Genomic DNA, 19,497 nt, shown 5'->3' with positions numbered 1-19,497 from the left:
TTTCAACCAGGTAATAAAAATCTCAGGTCTGCTCTTTGGCAGCGGGAGGGGACTTTAAGAGCAAAGAAATGTAATTGCAAATCATTTTTATTTAGATATTTATTGGCAATACTTTACCAAGCGGGCATAATGCGAGCCATTACTGACACCAAGCTCCTCTGAAATTCTGCGGGTAACCCTGTGAACCGATGCATTCTTCCACACGCACATCGTTGGCTACTGGCAACGATATTCTTATCTACAGCTCCGTGTGTTATTGCGGATATTCGAGCTGAACAGATCGATGCTCTTACCCAACAATGGCTCCAGACCGAACAACAGAAAAGTCGTTTAGTCAGCGAGTGGCGGTCACAAAAACCCTTGGTAGAACAACGGATTGACCTGCTACAGGCCGAAAAGAAACAGCTAACAGAAATGCTTCAGCGTCGGGATGAAAAAAGCGACGAAGTTGATCAGAAGCGCGAAGCCTTAATGGAGCAGCAATCCACCCTCGAAGTACAACAGGCGGAGACAGATAAGCTCATTAAAGCGCTGGCAATGCGTCTTGATGCCCTTGAACCAAGGTTGCCACCGCCGCTACAGAATGACTGGAACAGCGAAGCGAACGAAGAAAGCAGTAATCAGTTACGCCTTCAACTGGCGCGTCTGAGCCGCATGAAAGAATTCAACGAGCGCACAACACTGCACAGTATGCGTCTGACTGAGCCATCGACGGGTGAAGAAATTCTGGTCAAACAGTTATATCTGGGACTTTCACAGGCGTGGTTTGCCAGCAGTGATGGTAGTTATCGAGGCGTCGGTCACGTTGATAATGGCCTCTGGCGCTGGACCTTCCGTGACGATATTTCCGCAGAAAATATCCTTACCGCGATCGCCATCACTGAAAAACAATCTCCGGCACAGTCAATTGCACTACCAGTATCCCTAGCATCGGGCGACCCAGTGTCGGCGAACTCAATTTCCGCACACCAGGAAACGACTGACCATGAAAACTAAACAGACCATCAAACAGTTTTCTGTGTCCTGCTTGGCAGCACTAATGCTGTCAGCGCCTGCTACTTATGCTTCTGACATTGAAGCAGACCTGCAGAAACGTATCAGCGCGGCTCAGGCATCGCTGAATAAAACGGAACAGAGCATCAGCCGGGATCGTGCAGAACTGGCTCGTAACATTGGCCAGCTTGAACGCTCAGTCCGTGAGCTTGATAAGCAAACTGCCGCAGCACGCCGTCTGGAAGACGAACGTAACCTGTCGTTAAGTGCGCTGGAAGAGCGTCTCGCGAAATGGACAAACCAGCGGAACTACCAGAGCAATCTGGTACAACAGTTCTTGCGACAACAAGGAAATACCGAGCCGGGAACATTCGCAGAGCAATTGAGCGCGATCAATAGCATTGCTTCCGCCAGTGAGCGCTGGCTCGAACCTGATTTCACACCCATTGAACTGGCACTGCCTGATGGCACTGTCACAGACGCACAGAAACTCAGCCTGGGTCCAGTGCATTGGGCTCTTCATAACAGCCGGGCGTTCAGTATTGCCGAAACTGGAGGAGAGTGGCAGGTCGTGAAAGCCTCCGAGGTATCTGTTGCAGACGCGCTTGAACAACTGCGCGAGGGAAAAGAAAGCCCTCTCGCGTTTGATCCAAGCCTCAGCCAGTTTGATCAGATTCCGGATGAGAGCCTGCTGGACCATTTACAGAAAGGTGGCATCTGGGCACTGCCTATCCTCCTATTTGCATTGATTGCTCTGGTTATCGGCATAATCAAAGCCGTGCAACTACTGCGTTTGCCGGCGGTTGTCAGCTATACGCCTGCGGCGCTGCGCAACGCCCTTAAGAAAAATGAGCCGCTGTTTGATCGTGAGAGCATGCAGCAACGTCTGTTTGAAACAGCGCAAATATCAGGCTCTGCCAGAGAACGCGACGACCAGCTATTTCTGCAGCTTCAGCAGGACCGACTAATTCTCGAAAAGCGACTCACCGCTATCGCGATTACCGCATCAGTGGCTCCCCTTCTTGGTTTGCTTGGGACGGTCAGCGGCATGATTGAAACCTTCCGCATGATGACCTTGTTTGGCTCGGGCAATCCAGAAGTTGTTTCGGGTGGTATTTCGCAGGCGTTAATCACCACGGAGCTTGGCTTAGTGGTCGCGATTCCGGCGCTGGTTGTTCATTCACTACTTTCACGTCGTGCGCGCTCGTACTACCTGTCGCTCGAAAACTTTGCCGTCCTCCTCAGCCAGGACGAGGGGAAAAATCCGAGCGGAAAAGACACAACATCGCGATCACAGACAACAGCAACCAATGAGGTAGCACCGGCATGACAAGCGACCTGATATCTCAACTCTCTGGCAGCGTTATCTGCTGGATAATTCTCACAGTAGCACTGATCTGTTATCAGCGACTCGCTGCACTCTGGTTTGCACCTTCAGAGGAGCGTGACTGCGACAACTGCATCAGCCCTACTCTTATCAGCATTCTGCCTCTACTCGGTTTATTGGGCACCATCATTGGTTTGCTCGAGAGCTTCACCGCCATGCAATACGGGTTTACCGGAACTGAACTGTTCAGTGCCGGTATTGGCGACGCACTATTAACGACGCAGCTCGGCCTGCTTTGTGCGGTTCCTGCGTGGCTGATACACAGTGCGCTACTCAGTAAACAACGCAAAGAGGGCTGATGGGATGCAAAGTCGCCTGCAGCATCGCCTTGAACAGCAAGCACCTCAAGGGATCGATATGTCTCCCCTGATTGATGTCGTTTTTATTCTTTTAATCTTCTTTATTGTCACCACAGTGTTTGTCCGCGAGACCGGCGTAGAAGTGGATAAGCCACAGGCAGTCTCTGCGACAACACTGGAGCAGAGTATCATCCTGATTGCCGTTACAGATTCAGGTGAAGTGATTTACGACGGCAGTAACATCGGCATTGCCGGCGTCAGGTCGGTTGTTTCTCAAGCGCAACAGAATGGTAATCAAAGCTCAGCGGCCGAAGGCAAGCCAGTCGTTATTCAAGCGGATCGTTTAGTTGAAGCTGAGCGACTGCTGGCGGTTATCGATGAAGCCAAACTGGCGGGTGCCAAGCACGTCAGCATCGCAGCCCTTAAGCCCTGAATACACATCATGATGAAGCTGCAACAAAGTATTGGCTCCTTATTCGCTGGCGTTCACTGGCGTCGGCAGGCACTGGCATCTGCGACAGGTGCTCTGGTTCTCCTTGTAACTCTGGCCATTCTGCTTATTGGCCAACGCTTGCCGGAGCTGGCAGAACCCACTCTGGAAGTACGCAATATTAATATTGCCTTACCTCCACCACCGCCACCGCCGCCTCAGCCCGTAACTCAGCCGCAGGTCGATATTCCTCTGGATGTCAGCGCTGCTGGTGCAGGGCCGTCCATACCTGATATCGAGGTGCCGGCAGAAATCACTCTGGCGAAACCCGATGCACCGCGAATAGAAACGCAGAGTCCCGTGTTCGACACCATGGCGCCAGACCTGGATGTTTTTAATCTCGATGAACTCGATGGTTTACCGAAACTCCTGACGCGACCGAGCATTACTTTTCCGAGTAGCCTTCGCCGCCGCGGAATTATAGAGGTCAGTCTGAAACTCGAAGTAACGATCGACGAAGGCGGCCGACTGACATTGAATCGCATCGTAGAAAATCCGTATCCAGAACTGAACAACGAAATTAACCGATTAATTAAGCGCAGTCGCTTTACGCCACCCAATAAAGGCGGCCAAAAAGTTCGGGCTCGTTTTATCTGGCCGATTGATATCAAATCCTGAGAATTATTATGTTTAAGTACTTACACCTGTCACTGATATTTTCAGCACTGACGATCAGTTTCAGTAATGTGCATGGGGCATTACCGGAGTTAGCGTTGTCACTGGAAGAGCCATCCTGGTCTTTTCTTATCGATAATCAGAGCTCGCAGGCGACCGAGCTTACCGACGATGAGCGGCGCTATCTTAGAGACCTCCAGCCGGCACTTCAGCAAGCGGATTATGACGCCGCTGAGCGTTCCTTAAATCAACGTAGCAGTTCAGATGACAGCGCTGCTTTCAGCTTATTGCGTGGTCAGATATTACTTGCTAACGGGAAAGATCAACAGGCTATTGTTCACCTGAAAAAAGCCGTTGAAAGCCACTCTGATTTTGCTGCATCACAACGAAGCCTTGGGCTCGCCTACTTGCGAACGGACAACAGCAAGCTCGCTCGACGACACCTGCAGAAAGCAATTGAGCTGGGTGACCAGAGTGCTCAATTATATGGTCAGCTCGCTTACCTCAATCTACGCGAAGGCATGGCATCTTCGGCAATTTCTGGTTACCAACAGGCCCTGTTTCTCGATGCCGATAATGAGGAGTGGGCGCGTGGGCTGCTGTACGCCCTGACCCGTGCTGAAGCCTTGCCCCAGGCGCAGGCTCTTGCCGAACAACTGCTAGAGAAACAATCTTCCAGTAAAGAGCTGTGGATGCTGCGAAGCCAGATCGCGTTGCGCCAGAGTAAGCCTCTGCAGGCGCTGAGCAGCCTTGAAAGTGCGATCAGCCTTGGCGAAGACAAGGCCGAAAATCTCATCATTGCGGCACAACTGCATCTGAACCACGGTAGCGTTGAACGGTCTGTGCAATTACTGACGTCCGGTAAAATAATGATCCCATCCATGACAGAGCAACAGCAGCAAGCTGTTATCCAGACCGCCGCCTGGCTTGCCCAACAGCAACAATGGGATCAACTTCAGACATTACTACGAGCCAGTAGAAATAGTGGAATTCCGGCTAAGGCACAGGCTTCACTGTCTATCAGTAAAGCGCGAATGGACATTGAAACCGGCAATCACTCTGGTGCAGAAAAAGCACTGAAATCGGCACTCAGAAATGATCCAACGCTGGGGGATGCACTTATTACTCTGGCAGACCTTCTCAGAGACCAGAAGCGTTATCAGCAAGCCATTATGTATTATCAGCGCGCCGAGGTATTGCCTGACCTCGAAGAGCGAGCCCTGCTTGGGCGAGCTCAGGCACACATTGAGCAAAGTGAATACGACGAAGCGCTTCGTCTGCTAGGTCAGGTAGTGCGTAATAACCCAACACGTCAGGATCTGCATGCCAGTATGCGGTCGTTGCGTAACATGACGCGCAACCGCCGATAACACAACTGCGTCATTCTTTGTTTTTTTCAGACGCTCGAAACTGGGTGGGCGACACGCCGTACCATTTTTTGAAAGCGCGGGAAAAGGCACTGACGTCTGAAAAGCCGAGCATAAACGCCAGCTGTGTGATGGTAGTACCGGGCAGTGCCAGGTGACGCTCCACCAGCGTCCGACGCGTTTTTTCGAGCAGTGCTTTCCAACTCAGGTCTTCATCAGTCAAACGTCGCTGAAGACTACGCACACTCATGTGAAAGTGCTCAGCAGCGTCGGACAAGCTGGGCTCGCCTTCGGGAAGCTGCCCCTCGAGCCATAGCGATAGCTGAATCACAAGTGAGCCTTTTTCCTGCGCAGCGAGTCGCTCATTCAGTGTTGCTTCGAGCATGGCAACCATCTGGTTGTCGCTGGAGTGAAGCTCGGCAGCTGCCTGCTTCCGGTCGAAGGTCAGACCGTAGTAATCGCTTCTGGTTGGTGCCACACGAAAGTAGCGGGCCATCGAGGCGCAATAATCGTCGTCATGATGTGCCACATGAACTTCGAGAGGGTTCAACGCCGGATCTACCCTGAGTCTGACTAATCGCATCAGACTGGACATCACATACTGTATTCCCTGCGGGTGAGGCACGTGCCCGCTTGAAGGGCGAAACTGCACGCACACGGTCGTATCTTCAACCACCAGTTCAGCCTGAACCGCGTCACTGATCAGCCTCTGGTAACGAGCAAGACGCTGCAGAACACTCAGCATGCTACCACCGGCAGACAGTGCCAGACCCAAACCACCAAATGCAGAATATTCACTGCGGCGGGCCATATTGATGCCCAGAGAAGGATCCTGGAGACGATTTTCAGCAGCCGTCAGTAAGGCAGAGGTCGCATCCACACTGATCCAGACCTCCGGGTTAAACGTATCTTCTACCGAGACACCATACTCCGCAAACAAGGCCGCAGGATCATCACCATGCTGTTGCAGCAGATTGGCCAGCGGGCGCAGAAACATGGCCACCGCTTTGGGTTGCTCAGTCATTGGCGTCTCCGGTCAACTGATTGGCGGTGAGTGCAAAGCATGGAAACAGGTTTCTCTCCAGTATGTAATCAAAGGCCTGTGTACGTCTGCCGGGCCACGAGTTTGGAGTACAAGTATGACTGATACCACGGATAAAAACAGCGAACGCTTTCAGGCACTGCGTGCTAAGGATCGTCAGATTCAGAAAGAACTGATGCAGGTGAGCGACAAGGTTCGAGCTCGTCATCCGTTTCTGGTTAAGCACCAGAATGCCGTCGGCATGGGCATTTTTCTGGTCAGTATTGCCGGGATGATTCTGAACGGCGTACTCTGGATGGAAGGCATCATGCCGGCTTGGCTGGTCATCGTATTAAGTGCGTTCTGGACATCACTGCTGCATGAACTGGAGCACGACCTGATCCATTACATGTACTTCCGTAAGCAGCCTGTATGGCATCACTTGATGATGGCAGGTGTCTACCTTGCACGTCCCCTTACCCAGAACCCATGGATTCGTCGCTACCTACACCTGCATCACCACAAAGTGTCGGGCACAGAAACAGATCTGGAAGAACGCGGTATTACCAACGGCGAAAAATGGGACTGGAAGCGTTTCCTGATGGTCGGCGACAACATGCTGGCTTTTTATCTGCGCGCTGGGAAGTACTTCGTCGTGCCGAAAAAGTTACTGAAGCAAGGTAAAATCAATAAAACAGACATTAAAAACTTAAGAATTATCGGTGCGCTCAGTTTTAACCCTGTCGGTTATATCTGTTACACCATCTGGCATGGCTTCGTGCTATTTCACCTGGCTAATGGCATTGCCTGGGCATTGGGAGCGACAATTGACTGGCCCCAATGGCTGCTGGCCCAGGAAGCCTGGGTAACTGCGACCGTTGTTATCCTGATTGCACCTAACGTGCTGCGTACTTTCTGTCTGCACTTTATTTCATCGAATATGCATTACTTTGGTGACAACACGCCGGGGATTATTCATGAGCAATGTCAGGTGATGAATAAGTGGTATTTAATTCCACTGCAACTGTTCTGCTTTAACTTTGGCAGCACTCACGCGATCCACCATTTTGTAGTGCGTGATCCCTTCTATATTCGCCATTTAGGCGAGAAGGAATCCCATGAAGTGCTCCGCCGTCACGGTATTCGATTCAATGATATGGGGACGTTTAAGCGCGCGAATCGTTTGAATGAGCGTGCTGCCTAGTGAGTTATTAGCTCAGTGAGTGCTGCATGTGCGCCAGAGATGGCGCACATGCCGCTCTTCTCGCCCCTACCACGCAGCCAATGACTGTAGCGTTATCCTGACAGCCGGAAAAGATTCAGATCCCCGCCTTCCAACCGTTTGTCACAGGGTAACGACGGTCACGACCAAAGCCGCGTCGGGTGACCCGGACACCGATCGGCGCCTGACGACGCTTGTACTCGTTCACATCCACCAGCCGCACTACCCGCATCACGTCTTCCCGGTTATGTCCGGCCGTGATGATCTGTTCTGCACTTTCATCGTGTTCGATGTACCGCTCCAGAATATCGTCCAGCACAGGGTAGGCTGGCAGGCTGTCTTCATCGACCTGATCAGGCGCAAGCTCCGCGGAAGGGGGCCGGTCGATCACACGCTGAGGGATCACAGGTGAAATAGAATTCCGGTACTCGGCAAGGGCAAAGACTTTGGTTTTATACACGTCTTTTAATGCACCATAGCCACCAGCCATATCACCATAGAGCGTCGCATAACCGACTGCCATTTCACTTTTGTTGCCGGTTGTCAGAACCATGTAGCCCGTCTTATTCGATAGCGCCATTAACAACACACCGCGACAACGGGACTGAAGATTTTCTTCGGTGGTGTCGACCTTCAGGCCCTCGAAGTCCGGGGCAAGCGCAGACATAAATTCACGGTACATAGGTTCAATCGAAATAGATTGATACTTAACTCCCATGGCCTCAGCCTGCAGCGCCGCATCCTCTTTGCTCATACCAGAGGTATAAGTAAATGGCATCATCACAGCACGCACACGTTCTGGCCCCAGCGCATCAACGGCAACGGCGAGCGTCAGGGCTGAATCGATCCCACCGGAAAGACCAAGTACAACCCCTGGAAAGCGGTTTTTATTCACATAGTCACGAACGCCAACGACCAGAGCGTTGTACAGGCTGGCAAGACCATCTTCCCGCGCTTCCCGCGATTCAGACTCAGCACGTAACTCGCCTTGTTCGAACATCACGTAGGCCTGATCCTCCCGCCAGGAGGCCATCTGAAGCACGCATTCAGACGCAGCATTCACGGCAAATGAACTGCCATCGAACACCAGTTCGTCCTGTCCACCCGACTGATTCACATAGAGAACCGGCAATTTGTGCTGGGATGTATGCTTCTTAATAAGGTCGATGCGTTCCTGCTGTTTACCGCTATGGAACGGAGAGGCATTGAGGTTCAGGATGACATCGGCTCCGGCGTCGGCAGCCATGGCTATCGGCGCATCGAACCATATGTCCTCACACACGGTAAGCCCCAGTTTAACGCCATGTAGCTCTATCACCTTGGCGTCTTTACCGGCTGAGAAGTAGCGTTTTTCATCGAAGACCTGATAGTTCGGTAGCTCCTGCTTGGCATACTCTCCAAGACAAACACCCTCAGACCAGACCCCTGCGCAGTTATAGAGACGATTATCCCTGGTGACTGGGTAACCGACCGCGATAGCGATGTCATGACTGACCGCAGCGACTTCTCTCAACGCCTCGTTGATACGGGGCTCAAGACTTGGACGCATCAGCAGGTCTTCGGGCGGATAGCCCGACAGAGCGAGTTCACTGAATACAATCAGCTGAGCACCATCGTCGGCAGCTTTCTTGGCTGCTTCTATAATTTTCGCCGTATTGCCGGGGATATCGCCGACGTGAAAGTTACATTGCGCCAACGCAATTTTCAGGGTGGCAGTCAGTGACTTGGACATGGTCTGGGGGTACTCTCTTCAGTAATGCGCGTATTGTCTGGAAATACGCGTCAGGACGCAAACCGGAAGACCAATGAAAGACCAATGAATCATCCAATTTCCATCGGACGGGGCAGTCGCCTGCTGTCGCTATACAGCTACTATTCGCTGATTCTTGCTTTGTCGATTGTCGTCGTCGACGGTCTCGATTCAATGGACGTCATCGTTGGTAAAGAGGCTCCCCACCTCTTTCTCGTTCTTTCATCGCTTTATGTGCTTGCAGCCGCGGTCTTCGTCGCCCTAATAACCCGGACAACCGATTCGCAGGGTGCTACCACTTACCTGTTTCTCGAAACAGCGCTGCTGACCGGCCTGATGTTCGCATCAGGCGGACTGACTGCCGGCTTCTCAAGCCTGTTGCTGATTCCAGTCGTTATGGCCAACCTTCTCGCCCCGGGCATACTGGGGTACAGCGTTGCTGCCTGGCTCAGTCTTGCAGTCATCTATACAGAACATATCGCACCGGGCGAGTTTGGCATCAGGGATACAGCCAATACCGGTGTGTATGGGGGCATCTGCTTTGCTCTCGCCTGGTTAACTCAGCTGCTATCCCACCGGATCAATGCGGCACTCAGCCTCGCTCAGGACAATGCCCGCGACGTCCAGCGTTTGCAGCGTCTGAGTCAGCAGGCATTGATGAAACTGCCCGACGGCATCATTGCCTGTACGAAAGACAAACAGATTCTGTTTATTAATGACACTGCGACCTCCTGGTTTAAGCTGCAACCCGGTGCCGCAGTACCTGAATGGCTCATGGCAGCGCCGTCTCATGCCAGCCCCCAGGGAAAACTGCAGGGCCTGACCGTCACACGTCTGGAGACCGATGGACCAGATGACGATTTTTTACTGCTCATTGAAGACGAAGCACGCCTCTCAGCGGAAGTTCAGCAAGCCAAACTGGCATCCTTAGGTCGCCTGACCGCTAGTATTGCCCATGAAATACGTAACCCACTTTCAGCACTGAATCAGGCCGCACAACTTCTGGACGAATCTGATCACCTCCCCGCTGAAGATAAAAAACTGACTGCGATAATTGAGAACAACAGCCAACGAATTAACCGGATTATCGGGGACATCCTACAGCTCTCTCGAGGCAAGCGCCCCGCTTCAGCACCTGTAAAAATACATAGTTACGTGCAGAACTTTTGCCAGAACTTCCATCACGCCAGTGGTGAGAATTGTCTGAAGTTCTCCTGTGATACCAGCAGCAATTTAACAGTACTGTTTGACCCGGATCATCTGAATCAAGTCCTGACTAACCTATGTCAGAATGGCTTGCGCCATGCCAGGAAGGCCCGGGAGCAGGATGCTGAAGTAGTCTTACGTATACTGTCAGAGTCCGGGAGTAGCGTATCCATTGAAATCACAGACAATGGCTTCGGCATAGCCGAGAACCAGATATCGAGACTGTTTGAGCCTTTCAGCACGACTGAGCACGACGGTACCGGCTTAGGGCTCTATTTATGTCGCGAACTGTGTCAGGCCAACCAGGCAACGATAGAGTTTATTGGTAACCATCCAGGAGCGCGCTTTTCGATTGACATGAAATGCGCGTAAAACTGCGGCGTATGTCACACCAGCGTCAATTCAACTCATGAATAATACAAGGCCACGATGACAGACAGGAAAACCACAGCGATGTTGCCGGACTTATGCGCACTGATTGTCGATGACGAGCAGGATATTCGCGCGTTGATAGGCATGGCACTGGAGCGCATAGACATCCAATGCGAGCAGGCTGCCAATGTCACTGAAGCCATGGCATTGCTTGAATCGAGAAATTTCCATTTCTGCATCACGGATATGAAATTACCTGATGGTGATGGTGTTCAACTAATCCATCACTGCAATCGCAACTATCCTGATATGCCGGTCGCAATGATCACCGCATTCGGCAATATGGAAGTCGGTGTGAACGCCCTTAAAGCGGGCGCTTTCGATGTCGTAGCCAAGCCGCTGGATATTCAACAGCTGCGAAATCTGGCGACAGCTGCATTACGATTGTCAAAAGTAACGGGCACACTCCCGGAACAGTGCACCAACCTGATTATTGGTGACTCCAGCCCAATGAAAGAGTTGCGCACGACACTGCGCAAAGTCGGCCGTACCCAGGCACCGGTATTTATTCAGGGCGAATATGGTACCGGTAAAGAAGGCATTGCCCGAGCTATTCACCTGCTCAGTACGCGAGCGACTCATCCTTTTATAACGGTCAACTGCGACGCCCTTCAGGACGAGAACGCCGCTGCAACCCTATTCGGCTACTGCGACGACAGCGGTACTCTGCATCATGGCCTTGTCCAGAACGCTAATCTGGGCACGCTGTTTCTGAATAACATCGAACATCTCAGTACGGAATTCCAGGCTCAACTTCTGCAACTCCTGACAGACAAGAAAGTCAGGGCATTGCATGACGCACAAGAACAGGATCTGGACGTCCGTATTATCAGTGCCAGCAGCGCAGACCTGCCGGCATTGGCAAGTGCTTGTCATTTCCGCCAGGATCTGCTGTTCCGCATTCGCGTAGTACACCTCAGCGTGCCACCATTACGCACTCACCGTGAAGATATCCCGCAGCTCACCACCCACCTGCTACAGACCTATGCCAGCCAATGGGATATGCCCGAAGTATCGGTCTCTGATGAGGCATTGCAGGCTATCAGCGAATACGACTTCCCTGGAAACACCCGCGAACTCGACGCCATACTTCAACGAGCCTTTACGCTCATGGAGGGCGAAGAGATTCAACTAAGCGACCTGAGTTTTGAACCGGAAACGCCGCAAGGTGGCTATCACTCCAATAGTGAAGCCGTCGGTGACCTGGAAGGGTACCTCGAACGACTGGAACGGGAAGCAATTGAAGAGGCCTTGAACGCGACCCGCTGGAACAAAACCGCCGCGGCAGAGCGCCTTGGCATCAGCTTTCGTGCGTTAAGATACAGATTGAAAAAGCTCGCCATTGATTAGCCGTTATCATCAAGATGATTAGACGGCCTCTGACACAGCCCCCTATAAGTGCAGAAACACCGTACCAAAATACGAAAAGCGCCTGAGTGCGCTCCCCATTTCAACTGATATGGTAACCGGTTACATATTAATCAAATGGGGGTTCAGGGATGAACACCGGAACAATACTGGTACAGAATACCATCAAAGGCTTCACCTTACTTGAGTTGCTGGTCGTGGTGGCGATCAGCGGAATACTCCTTGGAGTCGGACTACCAGCAATGGGAGCACTGATCGAACGCAACCAGTTCGAGGCAGAGGTATCAGCATTGCACCGGGCCGTCGCACTCAGTCGGTCAATGGCGGTGTATCGAGGAGAGGCTGTGAGTCTGTGTCCGCTGGACAACCTGGGCAACTGCTCGGATCAATGGAGCAACAGCCTCAGTATTTTTGCGGATACGGACAGGAGTGGGTCACTGGATGAGAATGAAGTTATTATCAAAGTATTGCCTGCACTCTCCGGAGACTCTTCAAACCTGATACGCGATTTCAACAGATCAAGCGCAGTCATGTTCTATCCCTCAGGTAGTGCTTTTGGTCGAAATGGAACGATGAAAGTCTGTCTCAGAAGCACCCCGAATTTATCAGCAACCATCATCATATCTGGATCAGGAAGGATCCGCATGGGGAAGGATCAGGACGACGACGGACTGGTAGAATCCAGTAGTGGAGACCCCGTTGACTGCACCTGATATGACTGTTCGCGCCAGCCAGCTCCGTTGAGTTCGGAATTCCTGCCGTTTATCTGAGCGCATTCGGAACCAGCGCACGAAGTTAATACTATCTCATAGTGTAGAATAGGCTTTTTCTGAGTGGGCACAGAGCAGCATAATGAGAACACGCGATCACGGTTTCACGTTAGTAGAGATGATTATAGCGATATCGATTCTTGGGATTATCGTTGCCGTTGCCGTGCCGTCATTCCGCACTCTCAATGCGAATGGTACCGCTCGCAGTGTGGTTGCTCTGTTTGAAATGGACCTCACGTATGCAAGAAGCCATGCGGTAACGAAGGGCGATACTGTGAGTCTTCAGGAAAGAAACAACGATATAAGTAACGGCTGGGAGGTTGTTTCTCAATCGACTGGAGATGTGCTCAAACAGCGGGGTGCCCTGGATACTGGCGTAACCATTACCTCCCCTGACAACCTGAATCGTGTAACTTTCTCCCCTACTGGCTCTATCACGACGCCGGGGACAATCAATATCAGTACTTCAGGATGCACAGGCTCGCGAGACGCATCCTTTCAATTGATGATCTCAGGTCAGATCATCAGAACAGCGGTAGATTGCCAATGAAATATTATATGCAAGGGCTGGGTATCTGGGAGGTACTCGTCACACTCGCCGTAACAACGGTCGGTTTGTTGGGCTTAAGCGCCCTTCAGCTGGAGTCGATCCGGGCAGTTTCAGACAGTGGTAACCGAAGCCATGCGATCTGGGTTGCCAGTGATCTGATGAACCGTATGCGCGCAAACGGCGCAGGCATCGATTCATATCTCAATCCGGGTGATGCTGAACTTCGCTGTGAAGACATGCCTGACAACCTACTCCTCTGCGCTTCAACATTCAGTGATGCTGTCCAGCAAGAACCTGCGGCAAACTGTACCAACCAGACGCTTGCACAATTTGATGTATGGGAAGCCCTGTGTGGTACATCTGCCGTCCTGGGCTCCACAGAAATGAGTAGTTCTGCATCAAATATTGTCGAGCCAGGTCTGCTCATCAGCACCGTAGATGGTGATGTATACAATATCACCATCAGCTGGACTTCCCGTACCAGCGGTACAGATGCAGACGGCAATGCCGTTTACTATAAAGAAGATGGTGAGCTACTCGATCAGCAGAGAGAGTCATATACGGTGGTATTCAGACCATGAAGATCATTAACCACTCGCGCCAGAACGGTTTTACGATTGTCGAACTGATGATATCTCTGTTATTGAGCACCATTCTGATTTATGCCATTGGCGGTATTCTGATCGCCAGTAACCGCGCAGCCTCAACATCAGATACCCTGGGCGATACACAAGATACGGGGCGCTTCGTTGCGGACTATTTGCACAGGCAAATTCTCAGGGCGGGTTTTAACCCCAGCCCGGACGTGACAAGTGGTTTTGACCCATTCCCCGGGCTCTGCGCTGCTGTTGATGACTTCCTGTGCAGCCGTGAAGTTAGTAATGGTACTGGCGACAGAATTGCGATTCGGCGTGTTGCTGAAGCGGCTGAAGAAGCTGGGGACCCTGTGCCAGTGTCGTGTGCAGGGGCCGAATTAACAGATACTGATGGCAACGCAATCGTAGAGGATGTTGTTGTCGTCGATGCATACTGGGTCGAAGAAGTTAACGGGTTGAGTAATCTTCGATGCCAGACATACGACGAAAATGGCACTATCAGAGCTGCAGGAGCAGGCTTCGGTAACGCCCAGTCTTTGGCATCAGGAGTGTTATCAATACACGCACTCTATGGCGAGAGCGACAGACCTCCTGACAGCAAGGAGGTTCTGGCCGTAAGACAGTACGTAAACGCTGATCAGGTAGACAGCTGGAATCGTATTTACTCTGTACGCCTGGCAATAACTACGCGCGCAGCAGAGGAAAGTGCTGGTAGCCCGTGGAGAAAACAGATTCAGGTATTGGACTCACAACCACTGGATGTCACCGACAGAGTTGCCAGGCAGGTGTTTACAACAACCACAGCCCTCATGAACTTGAGAGAGGATTCCGCGATATGAAAAGTCAGAAAGGTAGTGCACTGATAGTCAGTATCGGCATGCTCACTGCAGTGACCTTACTCGCGGTGGTCAGCCTGCAGGGGTCAACGACTCAGCTAAAAATTGTTAACAACTTTCAGATCCGCGAGGAGGTTTTTACGACAACCAACCGCGAATTGAAAAGCCAGTTCAGCGTATTCCAGGACAAGCAGCTGACATCTGCCCCCCTGCATAATGCACGTACGAAAGTAGCCAATGGAACTTCAGAAGAGTTGGAGCCTTTGGTTGAAACTGCGGGAACCAAAATTGGTAGCGTTGAGACCTCAGTAAAAGTAACCAACATGATCGGCACTGGCCTTAACAATAGCCTTATGAAGGGATCAACTTCCGGCAAATCAAGCTGGATAAACTTCGAGCTTACTGCCAATTCGAAAGACCAGACTGAAAGATTCTCTTCCAATCAGTTAATGGGTTTCAAAATCAAGACCTTTAACAACGCGAACTAAGGAGTCAAAAATGACGATTTCTAAATACGCTGTAATAGCATCGCTCCTCGTTATTAGTTCCGTTACTAGGGCGGATGATACTGAAATTTTCACCGGCGGAGGCGGCGCCGGTAATGAGAATATTCTTCTGATTATGGATACCTCAGGCAGTATGTCCGCTTGGGCGAATGACACAGATACACCGCCCTATGATCCATCAGTGACCTACGAGGCCTATGGTTTCGCAGCCGATTCCTATTACCTGTACCGCAGTGAGAGTGTTGGTGATATTCAGGCACTGACTAACAGTGAAGTAGCCGCTATTAAGGCTAACGAAATTTCACTGAGCGCCCTGAACTGCTCCAGTTCAGGTGCAATTAATAATGATATTGTAAACTCCGGCTTCAGCTCTAATACATACTCATTCTTTGAGCCGGGTCATGGCTGGGAAGGCTCAGACGTCAGTACTGCCAGCGGCTCCATCCTCCAGTGTCGTGAATCAGGGGATTACAACTACGGCGGCTCGAATTATGACTACCTTGTTAATGCAGCAGGGTGGACAGAATTCAGCTACCCATACACCAACACACGACGCGTCCGTGGAGCCTGCCTGCTTGGAGGCGGCTGGCTTCCCTGTTTTGTCTGGGATTACACCGACACCTCCTATGACTGGGATAATTCCACCTACAATGTGATCTGGTCAGGTAACTATCTGAATTACCGCGGTTCAGACCTTGGTAATCAGCAAAAAGTTATGCGGATTGATGTGGTGAAACAGGCAGCGAAAGATGTTGTCGGCGCCATGTCTTCGCCAAATAAGAGTGTTGCGCTGATGCGCTTCAATAGCTTCTATTACTCAAGCGGCTGGAAAAATGGTGACGGTGCATACGTTGATCTTCCGATGACCCCTGTCACCGAGCTTGGAGACGATTTTGACTCTGCTATCGACTCCTACGATGCCTTGGGTGGCACACCTATTGAACAGAGTTTGTATGAGGCTTACCGCTATCTTAGTGGTGGTAATGTCAAGTATGGAAAGTCTGCACATTATGCTACTTGGTACGACCCTATCGACCCAGACTGGCGTGATGAAAACGACCCAGCTAATCCCGGTATCATTGAAGCTATAAGATACAATAACGGTGCCACTGGAAACTTCGAAGTTGTCGGTACCAGTAGCTCATCTGGCTCACGCACAGGCTGGACCTACAATGCTCCCGAGTTCGATGGCTGTGAACCATCAACCAAGATTGTTTATTTCAGTGATGGTGCGCCATCTGGGTATGACAATGCGAGCAGCGACATCCAGGCTCTGATCTCTGGTAAAACATTGGGCTCAGCTACTTACCTCAATTACTACTGCGAAACTTCAAGCAATATTGGTGGTGAGTGCGCAGAGGAGCTGGCTTATTACCTGAATAACTACGACCACAGAGACGATATCATCGGTCGTCAGAATATTACTGTAAGCACTATTGGTGGCTTTATTTCAGCCGATGAGACGGCTAAGCAGAAATTAGAAGATATTGCCGAAGCAGGTGGCGGTAAATTCTATCTTGCCGACAACTATGAAGACCTTGTTGAATCTTTCACTCAGGAGCTCGCCGGCGATGTTCTGAGCGATCCAGCAACCTTCACCTCTCCCGCGATTGCAGTGAGTTCATACAATAGCCTCGAACTCAGCGATGAACTGTATTACGCGGTATTTGAACCACGAGAGGACGGCACCTGGAGCGGTAACCTGAAGCGCTATAGTGTTAGCTCACAAGGCGTTCTCGACAGGTACGGAAATCCTGCAGTAGACCCGGATTCGGGGTACTTTAATGAAACGGCGGTCAGTTACTGGAGCGATACTATTGACGGTGCCGAGGTGAGCAAAGGCGGAGCCGCTGAGCGTCTTGGTGACAAGGCACGTAATATTCTCACAACTTCAGGAAGCACAGTTCAGGCTTTGACCGAACAAAGCATCCTAGCGCTGTCTGACGATGTTCTCGGCCTGGAGCTATTGCAGGACGACTCATTGTTATCGCTGCCTGACCTTAACCTGAGTGCTAAGCAGCGACTTGCCAAGTGGATAACCGGTAAAAATGCTGACGATACAGCACGACTCGAAATCGAAGATCCAATTCATAGTCGTCCAGTGGTGATTAACTATGCAGACGAGAGAAAGATCGTTTATGTAGGTACAAACAGTGGTTACCTGCATGCTTTCGATACTGAAAACGGTAAGGAAGTTTTCTCTCTGATCCCACGGGAAGTTCTCAGAAACCCTCTGTTCTACGTAGACGGTGAAGATAACGGCTATGCAGAGAAAATTTATGGTATCGACGGTCCAATCACCTATTGGCATAACGATACCAATTACAATGGTACTGTAGATGGGGAAGAAACTATCTACCTCTACGTAGGCCTCCGCCGCGGTGGACATAGTTACTATGCATTCGACGTTTCTGATCCCTACAACCCTGAACTGGCCTGGGAACAACATGGCCCATACACGGATTCAATTACCAAAAACGCACCTGCCGTCAGTGACGGGTATAGCTCACTTGGGCAGACATGGTCTGCACTGCGCCCAGGATTGGTAAATTATGAAGATACTCAAAAGGTAGTTCTTTTTGCAGGTGGCGGTTATGACCCGGACGAAGATGGAACGAACCTGACTGGCCCTGAGACCCGCATTACTCATGACATCGGAAACACTATCTACATGATTGATGCGGAGACTGGGGAAGTACTGTGGAATGCACTTGAAGACGTGTCCGGAATGGATGAGAAAATGACAAGTAGCTTCGCAGCAGACGTAACCCCCATTGATGTTGATGCGAATGGCACGGTTGATCTCCTTTACGCAGCAGATGTCGGTGGTCGCATCTGGAGATTTGATTTCAACGATACTGAAACGTTCTCTGCAACCGGCGGCATTATTGCCGATATCAACACCAGTGATGTCGATGGTCTGTCCGGCAACCGACGCTTCTACAACAAACCTGATATAGCGTATTTTGAAGAAGGCGATGAGAACTATATTCTGATCAGTATTGGTTCAGGATATCGAGCGCACCCTCTAAATACCGGAGTGAATGACAAGTTCTATCTGATTAAAGATCCGCATGGTATTGTGGCCCCAGAGACGTACACAACCCTGCTATCGTCAGATCTCGCAGAATGGGGAACAGATGAGGCTTCCAGTCCAACCGGTAGCAGTAATGGTTGGGTAGTATCACTCACGAATAGTGGTGAAAAAGTGCTGAGTCCGTCATTAACATTAAGCGAAATCACCACATTCAATACGTTTGCTCCAACAAGTGACCTGGACGCTGCACAATGCTCAGGCAACCTTGGTTTTTCGAGAACATTCACACTGGCAATCACTGCAGCAGCTAAGGCTAAATGTGGTGACGAGTGCGATGCGCAGGATGAGACGCCCGAAGGTCGCGGTGAAGTCCCCAGGCTGAAACCTGATCCAACCATCACTGGAGGTGGATGGAATGGAAACACAGGTGAAAACGGTGAAAAAGACTGTATCAACAATCCAGCTGATTGTGACTGTGAAGACTACACCTATGATATTTTGTCTGGCACGACACTCAGCTCCAGCTTCACAAATTCATGCGACACCTTTAAGTTCAACTACTGGAAAGAAGAATAATGTCGAGAAGAGCGGGTTTCTCCTTACTTGAGCTAATGATTGTTGTCGCCATCGTCGGCATCCTGGCCTCTGTTGCACTGCCCTCTTATAAGAACTGGGTGCAACAGGGGAATCGGTCTACCGCCTACGATCGCCTCCAGTTACTCCTGAATGCTCAGGAGCGGTATTTTCTGGCGAACAGACAATACGCTGCAGATCTCACTACACTCGGGCTGGACGCCGACAACCTGGATAGTACTTTCTACAGCATAAGCGCAAGACAATGTACGGACGACGATGGAAATACAGTCAGTCTGGCGATTTGCGTTGAGCTAATCGCTGAGGGTAATGATGACCAGGCTGAAGACGGCGATATTGTTGTTAATACGATAGGTAGATCAGAACTTCTTATCGATGGCACCGACACCGTTAAAAAGCAGCTGTAATCTTTCAGATGAACAAATAAAAAACCCCAGCACTAGCCGGGTTTTTTATTA

Annotated in this window: 18 protein-coding genes; 16 read left to right on the top strand and 2 right to left on the bottom strand. The window is 50.9% G+C overall.

Annotated elements, in window-relative coordinates:
- Window positions 1–180 precede the first annotated feature (180 nt).
- Genes BW941_RS00450 through BW941_RS00425 form a run of 6 tightly spaced genes read left to right on the top strand, consistent with a single transcriptional unit; the run spans window position 181 to window position 5,154 of the window.
- On the top strand, window positions 181–996 hold the full coding sequence (locus BW941_RS00450) for a DUF3450 family protein (RefSeq protein ID WP_076513287.1): 816 nt from the start codon (window positions 181–183) through the stop codon (window positions 994–996).
- A complete protein-coding gene (locus BW941_RS00445; protein WP_076513284.1) occupies window positions 986–2,323 on the top strand; it encodes a MotA/TolQ/ExbB proton channel family protein in 1,338 nt (445 codons plus the stop codon). Before BW941_RS00450 ends, BW941_RS00445 begins: the two co-directional genes overlap by 11 nt.
- Window positions 2,320–2,679, top strand: coding sequence for a MotA/TolQ/ExbB proton channel family protein (locus tag BW941_RS00440; RefSeq protein ID WP_076513281.1), 360 nt, complete (start codon window positions 2,320–2,322; stop codon window positions 2,677–2,679). Before BW941_RS00445 ends, BW941_RS00440 begins: the two co-directional genes overlap by 4 nt.
- A gap of 4 nt (window positions 2,680–2,683) precedes the next feature.
- The gene (locus BW941_RS00435; RefSeq protein WP_076513278.1) at window positions 2,684–3,112 is read left to right on the top strand and encodes an ExbD/TolR family protein; all 429 of its coding nucleotides are present in this window, start codon (window positions 2,684–2,686) and stop codon (window positions 3,110–3,112) included.
- A 9-nt stretch (window positions 3,113–3,121) separates the two neighbouring features.
- Window positions 3,122–3,787 carry an energy transducer TonB gene (locus BW941_RS00430; protein ID WP_084188453.1) on the top strand — a complete coding sequence of 222 codons (666 nt, stop codon included), beginning with the start codon at window positions 3,122–3,124 and terminating at the stop codon, window positions 3,785–3,787.
- An 8-nt stretch (window positions 3,788–3,795) separates the two neighbouring features.
- Complete coding sequence (locus BW941_RS00425; protein WP_076513275.1) at window positions 3,796–5,154, top strand: tetratricopeptide repeat protein; 1,359 nt, start codon at window positions 3,796–3,798, stop codon at window positions 5,152–5,154.
- A 10-nt stretch (window positions 5,155–5,164) separates the two neighbouring features.
- On the opposite strand, the gene BW941_RS00420 is transcribed toward BW941_RS00425, so the two are convergent.
- Window positions 5,165–6,175: a helix-turn-helix transcriptional regulator gene (locus BW941_RS00420; protein WP_076513273.1), complete on the bottom strand. Its 1,011-nt coding sequence runs from the start codon at window positions 6,173–6,175 to the stop codon at window positions 5,165–5,167.
- Between the two features lie 115 nt (window positions 6,176–6,290).
- Between BW941_RS00420 and BW941_RS00415 the strand changes: the two genes are divergently transcribed.
- A complete protein-coding gene (locus BW941_RS00415) occupies window positions 6,291–7,376 on the top strand; it encodes a fatty acid desaturase (RefSeq protein WP_076513270.1) in 1,086 nt (361 codons plus the stop codon).
- Window positions 7,377–7,491: 115 nt separating this feature from the next.
- On the opposite strand, the gene BW941_RS00410 is transcribed toward BW941_RS00415, so the two are convergent.
- On the bottom strand, window positions 7,492–9,126 hold the full coding sequence (locus BW941_RS00410) for an NAD+ synthase (RefSeq protein ID WP_076513267.1): 1,635 nt from the start codon (window positions 9,124–9,126) through the stop codon (window positions 7,492–7,494).
- 84 nt (window positions 9,127–9,210) lie between these two features.
- On the opposite strand from BW941_RS00410, the gene BW941_RS00405 reads away from it, so the two are divergent.
- From BW941_RS00405 to BW941_RS00365, 9 genes are all read left to right on the top strand, one after another.
- Window positions 9,211–10,722, top strand: a complete 1,512-nt coding sequence (locus BW941_RS00405) for a sensor histidine kinase (protein WP_076513264.1) — start codon at window positions 9,211–9,213, stop codon at window positions 10,720–10,722.
- Window positions 10,723–10,803: 81 nt separating this feature from the next.
- Window positions 10,804–12,132, top strand: a complete 1,329-nt coding sequence (locus BW941_RS00400; protein ID WP_076513261.1) for a sigma-54-dependent transcriptional regulator — start codon at window positions 10,804–10,806, stop codon at window positions 12,130–12,132.
- 149 nt (window positions 12,133–12,281) lie between these two features.
- Entirely contained in the window at window positions 12,282–12,863 is a 582-nt protein-coding gene (locus BW941_RS00395; RefSeq protein WP_076513258.1) for a GspH/FimT family pseudopilin, read from the top strand.
- Between the two features lie 139 nt (window positions 12,864–13,002).
- The gene (locus tag BW941_RS00390; protein ID WP_076513255.1) at window positions 13,003–13,470 is read left to right on the top strand and encodes a GspH/FimT family pseudopilin; all 468 of its coding nucleotides are present in this window, start codon (window positions 13,003–13,005) and stop codon (window positions 13,468–13,470) included.
- Window positions 13,467–14,051: a type IV pilus modification protein PilV gene (gene pilV / locus BW941_RS00385; RefSeq protein ID WP_076513253.1), complete on the top strand. Its 585-nt coding sequence runs from the start codon at window positions 13,467–13,469 to the stop codon at window positions 14,049–14,051. The genes BW941_RS00390 and pilV overlap by 4 nt, the downstream gene beginning before the upstream one ends.
- Window positions 14,048–14,905, top strand: coding sequence for a PilW family protein (locus BW941_RS00380; protein WP_076513250.1), 858 nt, complete (start codon window positions 14,048–14,050; stop codon window positions 14,903–14,905). The genes pilV and BW941_RS00380 overlap by 4 nt, the downstream gene beginning before the upstream one ends.
- Window positions 14,902–15,390, top strand: a complete 489-nt coding sequence (locus BW941_RS00375) for a pilus assembly PilX family protein (protein ID WP_076513248.1) — start codon at window positions 14,902–14,904, stop codon at window positions 15,388–15,390. Before BW941_RS00380 ends, BW941_RS00375 begins: the two co-directional genes overlap by 4 nt.
- 10 nt (window positions 15,391–15,400) lie before the next feature.
- On the top strand, window positions 15,401–19,021 hold the full coding sequence (locus tag BW941_RS00370) for a PilC/PilY family type IV pilus protein (RefSeq protein ID WP_076513245.1): 3,621 nt from the start codon (window positions 15,401–15,403) through the stop codon (window positions 19,019–19,021).
- Window positions 19,021–19,446 (top strand): type IV pilin protein, encoded by a 426-nt coding sequence (locus BW941_RS00365; protein WP_076513242.1) that lies wholly within the window; start codon window positions 19,021–19,023, stop codon window positions 19,444–19,446. Before BW941_RS00370 ends, BW941_RS00365 begins: the two co-directional genes overlap by 1 nt.
- Window positions 19,447–19,497: the final 51 nt, after the last annotated feature.

The organism is Thalassolituus maritimus (genome assembly GCF_900156675.1).
Lineage (GTDB): Bacteria > Pseudomonadota > Gammaproteobacteria > Pseudomonadales > Oceanobacteraceae > Thalassolituus > Thalassolituus maritimus.
This window is presented reverse-complemented; position numbering and strand designations above follow the sequence as displayed.